General features: G+C 42.3%; 11 protein-coding genes. 10 read left to right on the top strand and 1 reads right to left on the bottom strand.

Features of this window, described 5'->3' with window-relative positions; genetic code table 11:
- Positions 1–45 precede the first annotated feature (45 nt).
- The 4 genes from ACTQ1O_RS05945 (at position 46) to ACTQ1O_RS05930 (ending at position 9,303) form a co-directional block, all read left to right on the top strand.
- Positions 46–735 carry a hypothetical protein gene (locus ACTQ1O_RS05945; protein ID WP_441486523.1) on the top strand — a complete coding sequence of 230 codons (690 nt, stop codon included), beginning with the start codon at positions 46–48 and terminating at the stop codon, positions 733–735.
- 8 nt (positions 736–743) lie between these two features.
- Positions 744–1,433, top strand: a complete 690-nt coding sequence (locus ACTQ1O_RS05940) for an ABC transporter ATP-binding protein (protein WP_441486522.1) — start codon at positions 744–746, stop codon at positions 1,431–1,433.
- A complete protein-coding gene (locus ACTQ1O_RS05935; RefSeq protein WP_441486521.1) occupies positions 1,411–3,972 on the top strand; it encodes an FtsX-like permease family protein in 2,562 nt (853 codons plus the stop codon). The genes ACTQ1O_RS05940 and ACTQ1O_RS05935 overlap by 23 nt, the downstream gene beginning before the upstream one ends.
- Positions 3,973–4,395: 423 nt before the next feature.
- A complete protein-coding gene (locus ACTQ1O_RS05930; RefSeq protein WP_441486520.1) occupies positions 4,396–9,303 on the top strand; it encodes a VaFE repeat-containing surface-anchored protein in 4,908 nt (1,635 codons plus the stop codon).
- A gap of 446 nt (positions 9,304–9,749) precedes the next feature.
- Here ACTQ1O_RS05930 and ACTQ1O_RS05925 read toward each other — a convergent pair whose 3' ends face one another.
- Positions 9,750–10,535, bottom strand: a complete 786-nt coding sequence (locus ACTQ1O_RS05925; RefSeq protein ID WP_441486519.1) for a hypothetical protein — start codon at positions 10,533–10,535, stop codon at positions 9,750–9,752.
- On the opposite strand from ACTQ1O_RS05925, the gene ACTQ1O_RS05920 reads away from it, so the two are divergent.
- From ACTQ1O_RS05920 to ACTQ1O_RS05895, 6 genes are all read left to right on the top strand, one after another.
- The gene (locus ACTQ1O_RS05920) at positions 10,519–10,791 is read left to right on the top strand and encodes a hypothetical protein (protein WP_441486518.1); all 273 of its coding nucleotides are present in this window, start codon (positions 10,519–10,521) and stop codon (positions 10,789–10,791) included. The genes ACTQ1O_RS05925 and ACTQ1O_RS05920 overlap by 17 nt on opposite strands.
- Before the next feature lie 33 nt (positions 10,792–10,824).
- Positions 10,825–11,028, top strand: coding sequence for a helix-turn-helix transcriptional regulator (locus ACTQ1O_RS05915; RefSeq protein WP_441486517.1), 204 nt, complete (start codon positions 10,825–10,827; stop codon positions 11,026–11,028).
- 68 nt (positions 11,029–11,096) lie between these two features.
- Entirely contained in the window at positions 11,097–11,330 is a 234-nt protein-coding gene (locus ACTQ1O_RS05910) for a hypothetical protein (RefSeq protein WP_441486516.1), read from the top strand.
- Entirely contained in the window at positions 11,331–11,642 is a 312-nt protein-coding gene (locus ACTQ1O_RS05905) for a hypothetical protein (protein ID WP_441486515.1), read from the top strand.
- Positions 11,643–11,645: 3 nt separating this feature from the next.
- Positions 11,646–11,804: a hypothetical protein gene (locus ACTQ1O_RS05900; protein ID WP_441486514.1), complete on the top strand. Its 159-nt coding sequence runs from the start codon at positions 11,646–11,648 to the stop codon at positions 11,802–11,804.
- 23 nt (positions 11,805–11,827) lie between these two features.
- Positions 11,828–22,393 (top strand): JAB domain-containing protein, encoded by a 10,566-nt coding sequence (locus tag ACTQ1O_RS05895; RefSeq protein ID WP_441486513.1) that lies wholly within the window; start codon positions 11,828–11,830, stop codon positions 22,391–22,393.
- Positions 22,394–22,425 lie beyond the last annotated feature (32 nt).

Genomic DNA, 22,425 nt, shown 5'->3' with positions numbered 1-22,425 from the left:
TCGTCTGATAAAATCAATTATAAAAATTAGGAGGAGAGAGTTTATATGGCAAACGTAAAGAATAATGAAATGGAAACAACACATAACCGAAAGAAACTTGTACTAATCCTTATTTTTATAGTAATTATGTTATTGTTTTCGTTGATTGTATGTTTTTTTATTCATCCTAAAATGGAGTCAGAGAAATCCACTTATGGAGTAAAAGTAAATGAGCTTTTCTCTAATAAGGAACACTATTATGTATATTTTTATAAAGATGATTGTCGCTACTGTAAAAATATAGAATCTGCTGTAAATGATTTCTCAAAAACACATAAATTAAAAAAAGTAAATGTGGAATCATGTGTTGGATTAAAAGATTTCGATTGGGAAAGTTTTGAAAAAGATAATGACGTTAAAATTGGATATGAGAATGGGTCTGGTGACATTATTTACAATCAAAATATGAATGCTTCGCAAGTAGAAAAGAAGTATCCTCCTTTGTTGTATAAGATAGTTTTAATTAATCAAGACTATGCTACTTTACATAAAGGGAAAAAAGCAGGAGAAGTATATGCAGTATCAACACATCCTCAATTACAATTCAGAAAGAACAATTTTGTAGTTCCTGGAGTCCCGATGTTGATTGAGTTTAACAAAGGTAAAGTTGTCAATTACTATTTTGATGATAAAGAGATAATTAATTTTCTTCACGTTAACATTAAGCCTTTAGACAATTATTGGAATTTAGAGTGAGATATTGTATGAGTAATGACATACTTGTGAGAACCAGAGCATTGACGGTAGATTTTTCGTGTGGAATGACTTTTTTACGAGCTTTAGATAATGTTGACATAACGATTCAGAGGGGAGAATTTGTGTCTTTAGTTGGAGTTTCCGGGAGCGGCAAAACCACTCTTTTGAACGCAATCGGCGGATTAATTGTCCCGACTTCCGGTTCCATAATCTTTAACAGCATTTGTTTTGATTCTATGAATGAAGAAGAACGAACAATTTTCAGAAGAAACCATATCGGGTTCATTTTTCAAAATTACAATCTCATTCCCTCGCTAAACATATTTCAAAATATATGTTTTTCCGCTCAACTGTCGCAAAAATCCATCACCGCTCAGCAAGTGGAGAAAATCGCGCAGCAACTGGGCATAGAGGATAAATTAACGCAGATGCCAGCTGAATTATCCGGAGGGCAGCAGCAGAGAGCTGCGATTGCAAGGGCAATGCTTGCAAGTCCATCCCTGTTACTTGCGGATGAACCTACGGGAAGTCTGGATTCGGTCAATGGCAGATCTATCATGCAATTGCTCCGAACTGCAGTATCTGAAAATAACATGTCCGTTCTTATGGCGACACATAATGAAGAATTTGCTTTACAAACCGATCGGATTATACATATTGAGGATGGTAAAATCATTGCGGAAGAGAGTAAAAAATGACAATTTCATAGATCTTGCCTATAAGAAAAAGAGCGCATTATACCGTCGGTTTCTTAAGGGAACTATCGTAATCGGCGTTTTTTTGCTGACCCTTCTGCTGAAGCTGTCTGCGTCAAAGATCATGAATTCAGCAGCCAGGAGTGTGCAGGAGCACGGAAATACCGCAGAAGTTCAAGTAGAAAACGCAGATGCAGAGGTAGTCTCATCTCTTTCGGGGTCGCTTCACATTAAGAAAATCGGAAGAATCCATGATTTAGGAAAGCTCACCGATAAAGAACAGGTTTATGCGTCATGCGTTTACTGCGACACAGATACGTTTCAGACAATGATCCGTCCTTCTTTTACCTCTTTCAGCGGTACATATCCCGAAAAAGTTAATGACATCATGCTTTCCACAGCAGCTTTAAAATATCTGGGGATCTATCATCCGGAAATCGGAATGACGATTTCTGCCGATTTTTATTGGAATGATCTTTTTCATACGCAAAATACAGGAAAACGAACCTTTACATTAACCGGTTATTACGATAGCTTGTCTGATACCTCAACGGCATATATTTCCGAAAATGCAAAAATGCAAAGCGGATTCCATGATTTTCCCTGCACACTGCTGGTTTCATTTACAAATCCTGTGATAACCAAAGCGGAAAGTCAGAACATCCTTTCCAGACTGGTAGCTGATAAACAAGTTCAGATTACATATGAGGATTCCGCACTTTATACATCGCTGGTGCATTTTTCCGGGAATATCGTTCTGGCCGTTTTCTCATTCCTTATTATTTGCTGTGTCATGATATTTTTCATCAGCCGGATTATTCTTACCACTTATAAGGAAAGTGTGCGGTTTTGGGGTCTGATGAAGGTGTTGGGAGTTACCAACAAACAAATTGCCTTTGTATTAAGGAAGGACGAATGCAATACCTGTCTCTGGCCTTATCTTCTCGGTGAAATGTCGGCCTATCTGATTATGTTTTTGAGCAGCCGGATCGCTCTCTATAATCATCATGACGGCCTTTTTATTTTCAATTTGAAATCCGATGTGCTGATCTGCGGATTTGTTTTACTGATTGTCCTAGCATCTATTATCATTCCGACTTCAACGGTTCTTAAAAAAGTCAATTCGATTTCACCGCTGGTTACCGCTTCCTATTATGGGAAGTCTCATGAAATGACAGGCAGAAAGGTGCGACCAGCCAAATTGTTAAAGTTTACTGGTAAAAACATCCCTGTGCAGCTGTCCCTGATGTTTCTATCGAAGCAGAAGAAGGCATTTATGGCAACTGTCATTTTTCTCTTTTTGGGATGTGAAATGGCTCTTGTTTCCCATACCTTAGCCTCCGGTGCTGATTACGAAAAGGCATTTTTAGCAATTCCGGATTTCCAGGTCAGTATCACACAGAATGCATGCGCGAATATGAGAGAAAATCTGTCGGAAAACACCGAAAATCAGATGTTTACGTCGGGTATGGTTCATGATTTGACGGACAACCTGCATGATTCCATCTGTGACATTCGTTTTGTGAAAGGATATTTTCCATCCCTGGACACAGATCAGAAGAGTGTGCTTGGAGTTTTAAATATTAAGGATGATACACAGATCGTTATCCAGCCAATGGATAAAAGCACAGTAGGCAAGTTGTGTTCCTATGAAGAAAAGGCAGGAAGAAAAATAAATAAAAATGAATGGGAACAGCATCATGGTGCGATCATCATAAGCAAAAACCTGCTTTACAGCAATTCAGATTCAGCTATCCGTTCAAACATGGGAAAATCCTTTACCGTATATGATACCTTGCCAGATGGTTCTGACCTCGATGATTATCCATCCGCACAACTATCAGTTTGTGGGTATGCCGAAGCTGAGGAAAAAGCTTTTCCCAATATTCCTCTGGCATGGGATGGGGACAATGTTGTCATTATTGCGGTGACACCTGATACCTATAACTCACTTGGTGCCTTTATGCACGAACAGATCCTGTCTATCAGTTTTAATGCGGCTGGTAACTTGGAAAGCAGCGTGAAACAGCAGCTTAATGTGTGGATCCGAGATGAAAACTATAACTACAATATGGAAAAGGGGCTGACCACTATCAATCTTCTGGAATGTATATCAAGGACTGATCTGATTGCGGAAAATAAAAATTATATTACGTTCAGCCGGATCACAATGACCGGGGTAAGCATCCTGTTTTTCTTTCTCGGAACCATTGTCTTCCTCAATACTTTATTGACGGAATATGTACGTGACAAACAGGAACACACTCTTTTACGTTATCTTGGAATAACAAAAAAAGAAATGATAAAAGCCTTCATGATGGAAGGGGTATTATATTTTTCAGTATTAGCTTTATTGTTAGGTACACTAGGAATATACTTGGACTTTATCATTGGTAAACTAGCAAAGATAGAAATTCCTTATTTTGAATTTGCTTTTCCTTACCATACTTTCATTCTGCTGTTAACTATTTTTTTTACAATAGGTGTTTTATTGCCCCCAATAATCAGCCAACTTCAATTGAATAATCAGGCAAAAAAGTAATTAAATAAATAATTAACATTCGAATATATAATGTACCTAAAATATCTAATTATCACTTTCTATTTAGCGCTTACAACTTAATGCTTTTATGTACTCTAAAAAAAACATTAGAGAGTACACAAAAGTACACAAAAGTACACAAAAAATATGCTATCCTTAAAATAGCAAAGGAACCGGAGCAGGAGTTAAACCTGTTCCGGTTTTTATATTGAAAGAAAAAGGCATCGTCCGTGGAAATTTCCATGGTCGGTGCTTTTTTATTCCCTTTTTTGGAAGAGGAATGAGGTTTAGAAGGGAGGATTTTGATGCTTTGTTTGATCCGTGCTGGTCCAATGAAGGCTTTGTAATTAGAAGAACGATAAAAGGGAAATGGATTCTCTTCCATTTCTTAAGTTCTGGAAATACGTTATGAAGGAGAATTATATGAAGTTCAAATTTGGGAAAAAGGTTCTGGCAGTTACAATGGCTGTTTTAACCATCCTCACGACCGGAATCTCTTCCTTGCCGACAACGGTACATGCCGAGGAAGGCACGGGAGAATCGGCATCGGTCGTGACGAATGATACCTACTCACAGTTCGGTAAGCACTCCGGACATTATGTGTTCAGTACTGGCGGAGCACAGTATACCGCTTTCTGTTTGCATCCGGATAAGGAAAGCCCTGGAAAGCACGATACATTCAATTCCATTGGTTATTCCGATAACCAGATGTTACGGAAAGTCATGTACTATGGAGCAACAGGTCCTGCGGATATCGTGACTTCCTTCTATGGCGGTGATGCACAGAAAGCTTACCTTGCGACGCACTATCTTGCGTCGGCTGCAAATGCCGGAGCTGCAACCATCGACGATTCCCCCTACAAGGGCTACTATGGAGATCTTAATAATGTAAGAAATCTCTATAATTCCATCGCAGCCCAGGCAAGCCCTCCGGAAGAGTTCAAAGTAACCTTATGGGCTTTAAAGGGCAATCCGAACAAGCAGACCCTGTCTACTTTTAAAACGGTCGCAAAGCCGGATACGTATCTCACAATGAAAAAGACAAGTGCACTTCCGGAAATCTCGGATGGCAATAGCTGCTATTCCCTGGCCGGAGCCGAGTATACGGTTTATACCGACGGGGGATGCACCAGTCCGGCAAAGGATGTCAACGGAAATACCGCTGTTCTGACTACCGATGCCAATGGCAATGCGAATACCATTCATTTCAATTTCGAGGGTACGGTTTATGTCAAAGAAACCAAGGCTCCACAGGGTTATGAAATGGATTCGAATGTCCATTCGGTTGCTTTAACAAAGGACACAACAGCTACCTTTACTGCATCGGATCAGCCAGGAAACGACCCTGTAAACCTATTTCTTTCCAAGAAAGACGCTGAGACAGGGGAGAACAGTCCAGCAGGTGGTGCAAAACTCGAAGGCGCCGAATATACGGTTCGATATTATGATACCATTTCGACTTCCGATCCGGCAGCATCAGGAGCTACCCCGAAGAGGACCTGGGTATTTCGGACGAATAAAAATGGATATTTTTCTCTCTCAGACTCCTACAAAGTGTCCGGTGATGCTTTGTATCAGCAACATGGGAACTATGTTCTTCCCCTTGGAACTGTAACATTTACAGAAACAAAAGCACCGGAAGGCTATCAGCTCAATCCGACGGTTTATGTTGCCAATACTTCTATGGACCCAGCAAGCCGTGCAGTAAGAACGACAAACCTTCCTACCGAAGCAACGGCTGCCAAGGAACAGGTTTACCGTGGAGATTTTCGTATCCGTAAGATCGAAGCTTCTTCCGGCAGAACCTTAGCGAATATTCCGTTCCGTATTACATCGGTTGAGACTGGTGAATACCACGATATTATGACCGATGAGAATGGTGTCTATGATTCTTCTTCCAGCTTTGTTAAGCATAGCCAGGACACCAATGGAGGAAAGGCAAGTTCCGGTCTTTGGTTTACTGGAGAATCTACTGGAACCAAGGCTCCGGTTGATGATTCCCTGGGTGCTCTGCCGTATGGCAACTACAAGATCGAGGAGCTTCCATGCAAGGAAAACGAGAAGTATGTACCGTTCAATGATACGTTTACCGTATCAAGGGATGGCTATACCGTTGATTTCAACACCATTCCGAACTGGGAGAAACCGGAGATCGCATCGGATGCGACCGGAGATCTTGGAAACAGCCATTTTGCAATGTCTGACACAGGCATGAGCATCAATGATCGTGTTTCTTATAACAATATCACGGAAAATGCCCTGAAATATTACGGCGTCAACGGCACAAGTAACCTCACAATGGTTTCGAAGATCTTCGATAAGACCACCGGAGCGTTCCTTAAGGACACCAACGGCAACGATCTTTCCTTCTCTAAGACCTTTGAAGCAAAGCGTCAGTCTGGTTCGATCAGCATGATGCTGACCGCAGATAGCAGCAATCTTGCCGGACATACCTTAGTCATTTACGAATATCTCTATGGCAAATCCGCAGACAACGCAGATATTCTTCTTGCCAAGGAGGAAGATCCGGACGAAGAATCTCAGATGATCTTCATTCCGAAAATCGTAACCAATGCAACCGAAAAGACCATTGGCGATCATTTTCTGAAGGCAGGTTCAGAAGCTACTGTAAACGACACTATCACTTATACGAATCTGCCGGAGAACAAGACTTTCTTCATTGACGGCAAGCTCGTTGATTCTGAAACAGGTGAGACTGTGACCGATGCCAATGGTCAGCCTGTTGTAAACACTCTGAAAGTTACAACCAATGCCCAGAACGGCACATTTACGAATTCTTTCCATTTCCTAGTACCTAGCGAGTGGGAAGGCAGAACTTTTGTCATTTGTGAGACAGTCCGTGATCGTGGAAACATGTTCTATACTTCCGAGGAAGATCTGAAAAATGCAGACCAGTCCTTGCATGTTGTTAAGGTACGGACAACTGCATCGGACGGACAGACCAAGGATCATGTGGGAACGCTCACAAAGACCGCAACGATCGTGGATGCCGTTAAGTTCTGGAATCTGATCCCAGGAAAGACCTATACGATCAGCGGAACCTTGCAGGATAAGGATACCGGGAAGGCTCTAAAAGATGCTTCCGGCAAGAACATTTCTGCTACTAGGACCTTTGTTGCCGACAAGGCCGATGGCACAATGGATCTGACCTTCGCTCTGGATTCTTCGATCCTGGAAGATAAGCAAGTTGTTGCATTCGAATCTATCACCGTGAAGGGCAAGGAAATTGCTGTCCATGCAGATCTTTCGGACGAGGATCAGACAATCCATTATCCGAAGGTACGGACCAAGGCCATCGACAAGTACACAGGCGATCATGTCGGAACTTTGTTCGGAAAGGTAGAAACTGCCATTCGGAATATGCTCCACATTGAATCTAAAGACAAGCAGAGTATTGTCGATACTGTTTCTCTAAGTGATCTTATTGTCGGTCAGAAATATACTGTTTCTGGTGTTCTGATGGACAAGAAAACCGGAGAAGCTGTTAAGGATTCTGATGGTAATCCGATTGTTGGAACAACCGGAGAATTCACGGCTACCGCAGCCAATCTGACAAAGGAAATCACGTATTCTGTAGATGCTTCGAATTATGAAAATACAACCTTTGTTGTATTCGAAACCTTAAGTCATCATGGCGTCGATGTTGCAAAGCATAATGATATCCATGATGAAGATCAGTCGATCTACAACATGGAATCCCATACCACCTATGTTTCTGGTGAAACCAAGGACCATGTTGGTGTTGTGACTGAAGCCGGAAAGACCACGACTACAACCGATACGGTTGCCGTTAACAATCTGAAGGCAGGAGAAACCTATACCATCACCGGAACCCTTCATGTCAAGGAAACCGGAGAGGAACTGAAGGACAAGGACGGAAAGGCCATCACAGCCACAAAGACGTTCCAGGCAGGAGATACCTCCGCTATGAATGTTCTCAAGGCAAATGGCAATTCCATCAGCGGAAGCATCGATCTGACCTTCACTTACGATAGCTCGCTTCTGTCTGGCAAGACCGTTGTTGCTTTCGAGACGGTTGACCATAATGGAAAGACCATCTATGTCCATGCAGACCTCTCTGATGAGAATCAGTCCGTCCACTATCCGGATCTTTCTTCTAAGGCCCTTAATACAGAGACAAAAGATCAGTCCGGAAGCCTTGGAACCATGAAGCTCACCGATACCATTACCATGAAGAATCTGATACCCGGACAGGAATATACTGTCAAGGGAATCGTCATGGATAAGGATACCGGAAAGACCGTATCCGCAGAAGGAACCAAGACCTTTACGGCAAAGAAGTCCAAGGAGCAGATCGTTCTGTCCTTTACTGTAAAGAATGATGGCAGCATGGAAGGACATACATTAGTTCTTTGCGATACCATGTATCACAACAATACCTTGATAAAGAGCCATAAGGATCTGAACGACAAGGATCAGTCCATCTACGTTCCGATGATTCGGACCACCGCAGTTGACGGGAAGTCCGGCAGTCATTCCGGCATTATCGGATCGACAACATTGGTTGATACGATTTCCTATGAGAATCTGATCCCTGGAAAGGAATACACCGTATTTGGTTCTTTGATGAATGCCCGGACCGGAGCAAAGATGATTGACCTGGCCGGAAACTACATGGAAGCGAAGAAGACCTTCACGGCAACAACAAGAAACGGCAAAGTCTCTCTTACCTTTGCTATCGATTCGCGACTTCTAAAGGATGTGACTGTTGTTGCATTCGAGGATCTGTATCACGAAGATGTGAAAGTTGCAGTCCATGCAGATCTCACAGATAAGGATCAGAGCGTGCATTATCCTGGCATGGGAACTAGTGCTACTGTAAACGGAAGTCACTATGCTCCAACCGCAAAAAAGACCAAGCTTGTTGATCGTGTTTGGTATCAGAACCTAGTACCGGGACATACCTATCGTGTGGAAGGTACTCTGATGGACAAGGCAACCAATAAGCCAATCCTTATTAACGGCGGAGAGGTAACGGTAAAAAAAGATTTCGTACCGAAGTCCGCAAACGGATATGTCGATATGGAATTTGAATTCAATTCTTCGTCCCTGGATAAGCATACGGTTGTTGTGTTCGAGCATATGTATGATGGCAAGGTCCTTCTGACCAGCCATGCAGACATTAACGATGCTGCACAGTCAGTTCGATTCGATAATGCTCCAGCAAAGGGACTTTCCCCGAAAACCGGAGATCCTACGAATCCATTCCTTCCGGCTGTTTCTTTTGGAGCTGCATCCCTGATGCTTGTACTTCTTCTGCTCAAGAAGAAAAAAAGAGTAACCCGTTAATCTAATTTTTTAGCCAGTAGATCATTTGATCTACTGGCTACTGTTTTTTTATCGGAGCCTGGAAAAAATGAAACCTCCTTCTATTGGTTATCATCTACCACGCAAATTCCAGGCTTCCATAAGAAAATAGGTTTTCAGAAAGGAGAGATATTTTGCTATGAATGATTAAAAAATGCACACGTTTCGGAGCAAAAATGTACAAATGAAAGATGTGAATAGTATGAAAAAAGAAGAAGGAAAAAATCTATATGTGCGAGTTCTGCAATAACAAATTTTATCATACAGGATGTGGGAAAACATTTTTTGGACAGGGAATAGAAGGCAATTTAGTCGATCATACCTTTGATGGTGGGCATATGGTTCTTTATCCATATCATGAAGATCCAAACGAACAATATATCGTGCAGATTAATTATTGCCCGTTCTGCGGTCGTGAAATGACATGCTCATCTACCGATAAAGAAAATCTGTGATTGTTTGGCTAACTGGCATTGAAAAATATAGTCTGAATCGTCTGATCGTGCCCAGACAGCAGCAACAGCAAAACGTACTTTGTGGTAATAGCATTTATCAAATCCACCAAATAATTTTTTCTTGAATGAATTGATAGATGTTCGGGAAGGGAAATGTACAAGAAGGGAATAACAGGTGTCTGATGTACTATATCTCGGATAGTTCATACAAATCGAAACATCATTTACGAGATAAGCAAATGTTCCTTCAATAATGCAAAACCCAGGAGTACGTTGTTGAAAACAATCCTTATTTTCTAGGCAGGCATAGATATCGTTAATTGGGATATGGTTGTAGGTTCCATTAACTCCAAGATGATTGCATACGGCCCATAATTTTTTCGCAGTTCTAATAGGAATATGGCTTCCGGTTCCAATGGTTCCGTTTGTTGAATGAAATTGTCCAGTATGAATATTATTCTGCTGTTCATGACTGCAAATTGTCTGAATTGCAAGATTCAGATCAAATTTAGATTCGTCATATTCGTCTGGATTAAAAGAAAGCGATGAATCTGTACAATAATCGTATTTGTGATCTGCTTTGTGGATGCTTCGAAAATAAGCAGTCCTATTACTTGAAGGATCACATAGTATCATTTTGGCTGAACAACCAGGCATAGCACAAATATAAGAAGCATTTACACCATAGGTTTCTAGGGCCTTTTCAGCCCGAATTTCCTGATGGTCGGAGGATGAAACAGGTATGGCAAATTTAGACATAAAAAAATCTCCATGTAAATATTGTAAACCGGATGGTACAAGAAAAGAATTTCAGACTATGCAAGGGTCATGGGGTAAAGCAAAACTTTGTATCATCTTTCAGAGAAAGGAATTATTGGAAATCGTGTCACAAGATTTTGCCTTTGAGCCAAATAATGATTCTTTTCCCGGTATCATTTTTTCAAATTCTAAGGTTGTTCGCTATTTTACAATTCAATATTGTCCGTTTTGTGGAAGAAACCTGACAATAACTTGATTCTTATTATAGTTGCATAAAAGGAGCAAATCAATGAAAAAGCAGATTAATCAGGATGCAATTAAAGAAAAAATGGAACAATATCACATGACGCAATATGGTTTAGCAAAAGCTGCGGGAGTGTCAAGATCCATGGTATCTCGGATTCTGACAGGAAAGATGAATAATCCGACTCTGCGAACGCTCCTTGCGATTGCGGAAGTATTGGAAACGACCGTAGACGAATTACTCTGTTAAGAGATTGTGGTCCTTGTGAAATTACGGTTTGGAAAGGAGTTTTTATGATAAAAGAGGTGATACATCGGATGAAAAATTATGTCTGGCCACTTGTGGCTTTGCTAGTAGTAGGGGATTTCGTTTTAACTTTTTTCTTCCTTCTGGTCTTGATTTTCTTTATTGGTGTTTTGGGAGGGCCTGCTTTTTCATGGATAAAAGTCTTAGTGGCGAGCTTATTTTTTACGTTTTGCCAATGGATTATTTTTCTTGTATTTGCAATTGTATCTGACATCGATCAGAAAAAGGAAAAGGGGACGTTTTAGATGGAAGGAGCTGTTTACGACGAGCCTACGATGGCAGAAAGGATAAAGGACTACAAAAAGGTTTGCAAGGACTTAAACCGGATCGAAAATTTTACCAGGGACGAATTTCATTTGATCGTGCGTACTGATGGCTCGATTACGGCAGAAACCTTGACTTTTTCGGATGCAAAAGCGATGGCAAAAAGATACCTGTGTAAGAATAATTTTGCAGATATTTTCGCCGTATTAGGAGGAAAAATCGTCTGCGAATATACCTACGACAGGAAGACGGATTCGATTGATCCGGAACCGAGCATTTTGGGGCGGAGGTGAGACATGGAAGAAATTGAACTCCATAGCATAGAAGAACTCCAGCATTTCCTAGCAACTCAGAAGAGTACGTTGGTTCACCTGGAGGTTGGTTTTGTGTCAAAATCTGACACAAAAGCAGAGCTAGAAAATCCTGTGTCAAAATCTGACACAAAGGAAAGTTAGATTAATAGAGAAAGGAATGCGATATGGCGAAAGCAACAGATGATCTGTCCAAGTATGGACTGAAAGAGGTTACGGTCCGGCTGAAGCTGGATAAAAGCGATCCCAGGATGCCGGACATGGTTGTAAATTCTCCTTACGACGCAACGATTTTTGCCCGCAGCTTAATGGAGAATTTGGATCGGGAATATACGATGGTTGTTAATCTCAGCAACAAGCTGAAGCCGATCAATTACAACATTATTTCGATTGGTGATCTTACAACGGCTCAAGTTTCGTTAACAAATGTATTCAAATCATCCATTCTTTCCAATGCTTATGGATTTATGTTTTTCCATAATCACCCATCCGGCGAAGCTACTCCATCGGAAGCTGATATGGAAATGACAAAGCAAATGATTGAAGCTGGAAATCTCATGAATATTCCCCTGTTTGATCACATTATTATCGCAGGAAAGAACAGGGATTATTTGAGCCAGAGTTATTTTAGCTTTCGGGAAAATTATAAAGAACTGTTCTCCACTAACAAGGCAATCGATCTGGCATACATCCGCTCATTTTCTCATGGTATGACAAAGGCGGAAAAAGTCGGAGAACAAAATCGTACATTCCACACAGAAAGAGGTCAAAGAATGGATTTAAAAGGACAACGGGATTCCGTTTTTTCTGCTACAATAGAAACGAAAGATGCATGGTGCACGTATCTAAAAAATGCTTCGTATTTTGTGACGTACAATTTGCTTTCCGCTATGCAGATTGTGGATCGGTATCCGAATGGAACGGCTGTAGCAACAAAAGAAATTTGGGAAAGCATTGGTTATCATATAAAAGAGGGAGAAAAAGGGCTTTCGATTCTTGCAAAGAGAAACGGCGTTGAATCTGAGAAAATTGTCTATGAGCTTTCTCAAATGGACGATCAAAAAAATTTTTCCAATTCGTATCTCTGGTCTTTGCAGGGAATCCATGCAAAGGATCTCTACCAAACCCTTGCAAAGGTCTATCCGGAAATCGGACAGGAAGGAATGTCACCAAGCATGGCTGTTCAGCTCATGGTTCGAACTGAGTTTGCCAAGGCAGCTTCGAAATACACGACTCTCAATTCGAACACCATTCTTTCCCTGGAACATTTTGTGACGGCATCCGTCACCTATTCGATTCTAACTCGGATGTTCAAAGAAACGGATCGGAAAATATTTTTCCCTGTTTCTGATCAGCAGTTTTCGGATCTGAAAAAACATAGAACTTTGGAGCCTGCTTTGCGACTTTTCTATGAGGTCGAAAAGCAGGTTTCCGGAAGGCTTTCCGATTGCGTGAAGTCAATTCGGAAAGAATATTTGGAAAGGAGCAAGGAAAATGAGGAATCAGAGAGCAGCGTACTTCGAGGACGTGCTTCCGCTGTGGGGATATTGCCGGAAACGGGCAATTTGGCTCCGGAAGAACCATCCGGAAGTGTTACAGGAACTCGTAAATCAGGGGCAAGGCAAAACGATGACGTACTTTCTGCAGTTCCAGTCGGACTGCAGCGAAGCGGAGTATCATTACATGGAGAAAATGAAGGAATTGAGGAAAGACGAAATGCCGGATCGGCAGACGCAGAGCGTGCAATGGGGCATGTGGATGCAGGCGCTCCAGATCGAAGCGAGAAATTACGTGGATCACGAGATGGTCTGCAAACTGTAGAATCGGAGAATCCTGTGTCAAAAACTGACACAAAAGCAGAATCGGAGAATCCTGTGTCAAAAACTGACACAAAAGCAGAATCGGAGAATCCTGTGTCAGAAACTGACACAAAAGTAGAAACGGAAAATTCTGTGTCAAAATCTGACACAAAAAATTCGGATCGATATGAGATTCATAAGCTCTCCGGGAATCCTTATCAGAAATATCGCTACCTCAAGTCGGTTGCTCCTTTATCAGAGGAACTTCTTTCAAATCTAAGCTCGGAAGATTGGACCAACAATCAGAAAGATGAGCATAAAACGGGCGTTTTCCCGGTAGAGAAAGAGAAAGAAAATTCGATTGTGCCGAAAGAATGGGCAGAAGTCTGCGATGCTGCCCTTCGGGACAATCCTTTGATGTGGTTTCATGGTCGGCAAGAACTGGTCACAGAATTTTCGGTCGCTCTTTCGACTGGTTTTGGTAACATCACGGATATTGTAAAAAAGAACCTTGGGTCTGTGGAATATGGAAGCGGCTACCGTTTCCGGGAGCCGGACGGAAAAGCAAAAGATTTTTGCTCCTGGTTCACACCGGATGGGATTATTCTTGCAAAGGGAAGAAGCATCCGGGATACTTCGGAAAGAATTCTGGTGAGATGGGAGGATGCAGCACTTCGAATCAAGGGATTGCTTTTGTCCGGGATGTATTTGCCGGATTCTGAGATGGATCAAATGCGGAACAAATATCTCAAGGATGCTGCGGAAGCGTTTGCCTTGACTACATCTGATTTTGGCAGATTTTCCTCTACATTGGATGATTCTTTCTTGCATGATCTTGCGAAATGTACTGGAACGAAGGATATCAAATCATATTACCCGGATCGGACTAACCTCATCATGCTTGCATTGAAGGGCAAAGATGGTGCCGGAAAATTAGCAGATCTTGCCCGATATTATTATGATCTGATTGCTTTTGCTTTTTCTTCAGATCAGTCACCAATGATTAAGCATGTTTTGAGACAGTTTCGAGAGAACATTTTGCCGAAGTTCGATGTAATTGAGCAATCTTATTCTGCGTTTCCGAGAACTGGCTTTACATACGATAATCGTCCGGAAATCTATATCTCAGATGAAGAGATGGAGAATCTTTTTCGGAAGATTCCAACCGGGAAAAAGTTTTCTTTTTTGGAAGCAGTTGAAAACAAGGTTGATCCCGTAAAGGCATTTCATGGAATTTATAATACCTTTGAGGGTGGCACATTTGGTGGTCGATATTTTTATGATGTAGATTCCTCTAAGATTTCTCTGACAAAAGAACACATTATTGGGCATGAGGACATAGAAACGTCTTATGCTCTGAATAAGGCGGGAAAAACGGTGATGGATATGAAAAACCATCATCGTTTTCTTTTTTCGGATGATATTAAGAAAGAGCCGATTTTTGCCAGCGATTGGCTGTCCGGAGAAATCCTTAAGATCTTTTCCAATGAAGATAAACTTGGTAATCTGATCCGTTATTCCGAAAAGATACTTGGTCGTGAGACGGTTAACGAAAAGGATTTTGGTGCTTCTGCAAATCTTCACGTTATTCTTTCGAGGGAGATTTTTTCGAAAGAAATGGCAGAGAATACGGATACCTTTTCTGATCTGCATCAAGAACTTCAGAATCTGGCCGAGAGTGCTTCCAAAGAAACGCAAGATAGAATCCAAAAGGCAATCAGTCACCTGGAAGCCTTTGCTCGTCATGATTATCATCCCTTTGGCAATCTTTCCGAGCAGATGGCCTACAATCCTTCTCGTTTGCCGGAAATCATTCAAAAGGAAAAAGAAAATCCGTCAAAGAACATTGGTTTTGCAACGGAAGATTCACCGGAGTCGGAGCAGTTATCATTCTTTAATCTTTTGAATCAGCAGAGTATAGAAAATTCTGTGTCAAAATCTGACACAACGTATATTCTGTCTTACCCGAATCCGGAGGAAATGCCAAGCCGGAATCCAGCAGTTAAGAACGTGGTCAATGAAATGGCTACCCGTCTGCAAGGTAAGGAAATGTCTTATATGACTTTTTTCTTGCCGGAGAACAGGTTCTATCTTGAGATCATGCGTGGAAACAACAATCTTCTTTCTTCCGAAGAAATAGAATCCGGTATGATGCAATGGGATGTGACCTCATTTCATGACAATTTTTCTGATAGAAACCGTATCCATGCAATGACAATTAAAACGGCAGCACAAGAGAAACTTCATCCGGAAGATCTTCTCTATACAGCTATGTACGGCCTTGGACTTCTGGATAGTTCTTACCAGGTGGTCAACCATTTTCTAGGGAATCCGGATTCCGTTGGAGAAATGGAAAATGGAAACAAAATCGTTTTCCGCTTTGCTCAGGATCGATTCGATCAAGAAATTTATGATGCTTTTCGCTTCAACGATTTTCATGCTGATGATGGAAACTATCGTTCTACGTTAGCTTGGGTTACATCCTTCGGTCGGATCGATAGGATGGATGATCGACTGACTGAAGATGAAAGAAAGGAAATTGAAGCGAAATCATCTTCCTTGCGGGAGGAGTTTCGAAAGAAATATGATCAACAAAGTCCAGACAAAAAATTTGAGTTTGTACGAAGGCATGCAAGTCAAGATATTCAGCTTGCCATGCTGCACGACAAAGAGGAAGGACTTGGAGCTGATCAAGTAGCGGATCGTTACTTCTATTTTGCTTTATATAAGGAAGGCGATCAGCCAAAGCCTTATCGGAAAGAACCGGAAAAGTTAGCCGAAAACGTTAAAAATGTTATTGAGAAAGCATCGGATACGCCAGATCGCAAGCGTCCGGTGCTTTCTTTGGGTCCGAAGCACAGGTGTTATCAGATGTTTAATTATCTGTTTCCGGATCTTCTGAACAAAGAGAGCGATACCACCTGGCTCCATTACAAAATGAAAGGCTATGAAGATCTGAACGTCGAACATTTATACGACAATGTTTACTCCATCGCTCATACATATGTGCAAAACGGCGATCTTATGAACGATCCGAGCATGGAAGTGATGGTCGATGATCTTCTGCAAGTGGTAGAAGCCTTGGACTTCCGCAACGATGGGGTCGGCGTCTATGAGGATTTCCGGGATAATTATGGAATTCCTCTGGTATCCCGTGAAAAGCGGGATGCTGAGGATTTCCTTCTAACATGGCTTAAGAATATCGATGCACAGGGATATGTCCTGACGCCGAATCTTGCGAAGAAAGAGGAACGGGATTTTGTGCCAGATTCTGACACAAAAGTTGAGACGGAAAATCCTGTGCCAGATTTTGACACAGAAACAGAGGGTAAGACCGATAGCGAAGAAACAAACTGGTCCAAATTAAATCCGGATGCCGTAAAACAGCACTTGGAAGAAGATGGTGTCCTGCACGGGGAAGTCATTGACGAAGAGGAACTTCAGAAAGATTCTCTTGTGACGATGATGGAAACCTCTGCGGTTCGCCCGAATTCAGAACAAGAAGTTACAAAACCGGATGATAACTTTGTAATCTCGGATGATCTGATCGCCACCGGAACGCCGAAAGTCCGCTTTCAGAAGAATGTGGATGCACTTCGTACTTTGTTCCAGATCGACAAGGAAAAAAGAGCAGCCACAAGAGAAGAAAAGGTTGTTCTTGCAGAATATTCCGGCTGGGGCGGTCTTTCCGCAGCTTTCGATGAAAAAAATGAATCCTGGCAGAAAGAATATGCTTTGTTAAAAGATCTTCTCCCGGAAGAAGAATATCAGTCTGCTATCGGTTCTACGTTAAATGCCCATTATACCGGATCAGAGATCATCCGTGGCGTGTATCAGATGCTGTCCCGGATGGGATTTTCCGGTGGAAAGGTATTAGAACCTTCTATGGGAACAGGTCACTTTTTCGGGCTGATGCCGGATAGTATGGCTAAAAAATCTACTTTAACAGGAGTGGAACTTGATACCATCAGCGGTCGGATCGCCCAGCTTCTGTATCCTTCGGCGAAAATTACGATTGATGGATTTGAAAAAACTAAGTCAGTCAATACCTATGATCTGGCAGTAGGAAATGTGCCATTCGGCAAGTATGGCGTGAGTGATCCAAAGTTCAATGCGATGAATTTGACGATTCATAACTATTTCTTTGTGAAAGCTCTCGATGAAGTTCGGCCTGGTGGATTGGTTTGCTTTCTAACATCCCGGTATGCGATGGATGCGAAGGATTCCAAAGTGCGGAAATATCTTGCAGAACGGGCGGAGCTTGTTTCTGCGGTTCGTTTTCCTCAAGATGCTTTTAAGGAGACAGCAAATGCAGAAGTAATCACGGATCTTCTTGTTTTCCAAAAGAAGGAACGCCCGGAGGTCCTAACGGAATATCCAGATTGGGTTAGTCTTGGTCTTACGGAAGATAATATTCCGGTCAATGAGTATTTCCTCGATAACCCGGATCATGTATTTGGAACTTTTGCAACAAAGTCGGGTCCTTTCGGGCCGGATCTTGCGGTGCTGCCACAGAAAGATCGGAGTTTAGAGGAGCAGTTTTCATCGATTTCTGTTCCTCATACCTATTATCCGGCGATTCGACCTTCTGTGATTACAGATCCGGAGCATCCTGGTGCGGTTCCTGCAGATCCATCCCTACGGGACTTCAGCTACGGCATTATTGATGGCAAGCTTTATTATCGAGATGGTGAAATCATGTATCCACCGGCGATTGGAACAATGCCGGAAAATCGGATTCGTGCCATGATCGGCCTTGCATCGATGATGCATAAGGTTATTGATTTGCAGATTAACGGTGCGGAGGATCAGGAGATCAAAGCAGCACAGGCAGACTTAAATGAAACTTACGATTCTTTTGTTAAGACCTACCAGAGAATCAATAGTACGGCGAATTCACGGGCCTTCTCCCAGGATTCCGACTACTTTCTCCTTTGTGGTCTGGAAATTCTCGATACGAAAGGAAAATTTGTATCGAAGGCGGATATCTTTACGAAGCGGACCATCAGTCCGATAAAAGCTGCTGTCCATTGCGAAACGGCAGAAGACGCCTTGGTGGAATCCGTTCGGGATATCGGCCACGTTGATCTCGACCACATGAATGATCTTTTGGGATGGGGTTCCAATGGAAAAGATCGGATTCTAAAGGATCTTTCCGGTGTGATTTTCCGTGATCCAACATATGAAGGAGATAATTACTATGAGGGCTGGGAGACTTCCGACCAGTACCTTTCCGGGAATGTTCGGATCAAGTTGGAAAAAGCAGAAGAAAAAGCATCGAGTGATCCACGTTATATGGTCAATGTGGAAGCCTTAAAAGCGGTTCAGCCGGAACCGATTGAAGCTTCTGATATTGCCATCCGGCTTGGTGCTACCTGGATAAAGAAATCGTATTATGAGCAGTTCATGCGGGATCTTTTTCAATTAAAAGGTTGGCAGGCACGGTCCCACGAAATTCTTTTTGAACCGATCACAGGAAAATGGAAAATCACAGAAAAGAATCATTTTGGATACGACAACGTGGCTGTTAATGAGACATATGGAACAAACAGAAAGAATGCAGCCTATATCCTGGAAGATTGCCTAAACTTGTCTGCAACCATTGTCTATGATTCGGATGGACATGGACATTCTTGGAAAAATGAAAAGGAAACACAGCTTGCCCAGATGAAACAGGAGGAGGTGAAGCGGGCATTTGCTGACTGGATTATGAAAGATCCGGTTCGCAGGAAAGACCTCACGGATACCTACAATCGAATTTTCAACAGTACAAGGGAACGTACTTTTGATGGCTCTTACCTTAAGAATCATCTTCCAGGAATAAATACCTCGATACAGCTTCGTCCGCATCAGTTAAGTGCGGTTGCCCGGACCTTGCTTTCCGGGAATACCTTGTTGGCTCATGCAGTTGGAGCCGGAAAAACCTTCGAAATGATCGCATCTGCAATGGAAGCAAAGCGACTTGGCCTTTGCCACAAATCTATGTTCGTTGTTCCAAACCATCTGGTAGAGCAATGGGGCAAAGATTTTCTCCTTCTCTATCCGGGTGCAAACATTTTGGTCGCTGACAAAAAAACATTTTCCAAGGATAATCGGAAAAAGTTCACGGCAAGAATTGCAGCCGGAGATTATGATGCAGTCATCATAGGCCATAGCCAGTTCCAGATGATTCCGTTAAGCGATGAGATGCAGGAAGATTACTTCAATCGTGAGATCAGTTCCGCAGTTGAGGCGATTTCCAGGGCGAAAAGTGAGGAATTTGGTTCTCAAAGAGGATTTACCGTTCAGCAGCTCCAGCAATTCATCAAGTCCATGCAGCATCGCCTGGAGAAGATCATGGACAAAGGAACGAAAGATGATGTGATCCGGTTTGAGAAATTGGGAATAGATCGTTTGTATGTAGATGAAGCTCATAATTACAAAAACCTGTATTTCTTCTCGAAGTTATCCAGAGTGCCTGGTGTCAATTCCGGTTCGGACACGAATAAGACGCTCGATTTGTCGATGAAAGTGAACTATATCAACAAGTTAACGGACTACAAAGGCGTGATCTTTGCCACCGGAACACCTGTTTCGAACTCCGTTTCCGAGTGCTATACGATGATGAAATATCTGGAGCCACAGGTTTTGGAGGAGAACGGATTCAACAACTTCGATGCCTGGGCTACGACATTTGGAGAAGTGACAACGGCAATGGAACTGGCTCCGGAAGGAAACGGATTCCGTATGAAACAGAGGTTTGCCAAGTTCTATAATGTGCCGGAGCTGATGAAAATTTTCCGTGAAGTATCGGATATAAAAGTATCGGAGGATTTGCAGCTTGATGTACCAGATGCGGAACGGGAATCTATCGTTGCGAAACCGAGTCAGGATCAAAAGAGCATGATGGAAGGATTAACAAAACGTGCCGAGGCAATTCATAAGCATTTGGTCGATCCAACGGAGGACAATATGCTGAAGATCACTACTGACGGTCGGAAAATCGGTCTTGACCCAAGGCTCATTGATTCGGATGCTTTCGATGATCCAGAGTCTAAGATCAACCTTGCTGTTGAAAAAATTTATCAGATCTGGGACGAAACCAAGAAGAACAAGTCCACGCAGATGGTCTTTTGTGATTTTTCCGTTCCAGGGAAAGGGGGCTTTAATGTTTATGACGATATGAAGGATAAGCTGATCGACAAAGGAATTCCTACGGAAGAGATTGCGTTTATCCATAATGCAAACACAGACGCAAAGAAGGAACAGCTTTTCTCAAAGGTTCGTGCCGGAAATGTCCGGGTTCTCTTTGGCTCGACTGCCAAGATGGGCGAAGGGACAAATTGCCAGGAACGCTTGATCGCACTTCATCATCTGGATGCACCGTGGAAGCCTTCGGAGCTGGATCAGCGGGATGGACGTATTATCCGGCAGGGCAATACGAATCCGAAGGTCCATATTTTTACATATGTCACCGAAGGAACATTCGATGCATATTTGTATCAGACATTACTTCGGAAGCAGAAATTCATTGGCCAAATCATGACAAACAAAACTTCTGCACGTCAGATGGATGATGTCGATGATCGGGCGATGAACTATGCGGAGATCATGGCGGTCACCGCAGGTTCTCCGGAACTTCGGGAGAAGCTGACTCTGGACAATGAGTTAGCAAGCCTACGGGAATTACGAACCACTTGGGCTAACAACCGGATGCGGTTGGAAGATAAGGTGAGAGAGACTTATCCGGAAACGATTCGCAATCTGAAAGCTCGGATTGAGAACTATAAGACGGACAAACTGGTTGTAGAACAGAATCCTTTGCCAGCAGAAGATGAAGTAGACGAGGATGGAAAGAAGAAATTTGTTGGAATGGAGGTCAATGGTAAGCATTATGCTACTGTTCAAGATGCTTCTGATGTAATCCATGCCTGGGCGAATGCCTACGATCCTTTGACTCCGCAATCGATTGGCCATTATCGTGGGTTTGAGGTTTTGCTCCGGTATTCTTCCTTAAGTGATGATTTTGAAGTCACCTTACAAAATTCTGGCTCTTATAAAGAAAATCTCGGAAAAAGCGGATATGCCTTTTTTGCAAGACTGGATCATATACTAGATGGTCTTTCGGATGCGGAGAAAAGCTGCACCGAACGATTGGAATCGACAGAAACAGCATTAAAGGATGCGAAGGTAGAAATTACGAAGCCGTTCCCACAGGAAGAAGAGTATCAGGCAAAAGAAAAACGACTTGCAGAGTTGAATGCGGTCTTATCTTTAAACGATAATTCTGAAGATGGCATTGAAGAAGAATCTAAAGAAAAAACGGATGCCGTACAGAAAGCGGAGGAAGAGGACATCAAAAAGACTCTCACAAGTGCTCCGGAAAACTTTCTGCACTTTGCGAAAGAATGTGATCCGGATATTTTTTCTTCTGCTTCCATTGCTTCAAAAACATCTATCAATATGGATCAAAAGCGGATTGGATTTACAGTTCAGTATGGTACCGATCCGACAGACTACAATCATGTTTTTGCCGAGATTCAGAACGATCATACCGTGAAATACTGGATGGATGGAGCAGATGGACTTGAGATAATCCGTGAGAACTATATGAAGCGTGTACTGGATAAGACGGAGGAGCTCTATCATGCTGCTGATGTTCCTATCCAAAATCTGCATGGTGAATCTTTCGGTCCGTCCGGCCATATGATTACGCTAACATTTTTGGAAAAAGGCGAATCGGTAAAACTCTTTGGCTGTATCGATCACGGATCTCTTCGGTTGTCGTTTGAGAATGGTGTTGTGTATTCCGATTTTCTAAAAAAAGCTGCTAAAGAAATTGCTAAATCACAGATGGAAGGACTAGGAGAACAGGACAGTATGATAAGTTCGCCTGTGGAAGCGGTGGCGGAACCTGTTGAGAATATCAACCATGCCTATCACCCAAAATTATAAACTGACTATAGTACCCGGTGGAGTTTTCCATC

Source organism: Bilifractor sp. LCP21S3_A7, from assembly GCF_052118825.1.
Lineage (GTDB): Bacteria > Bacillota > Clostridia > Lachnospirales > Lachnospiraceae > Bilifractor.
This window is presented reverse-complemented; position numbering and strand designations above follow the sequence as displayed.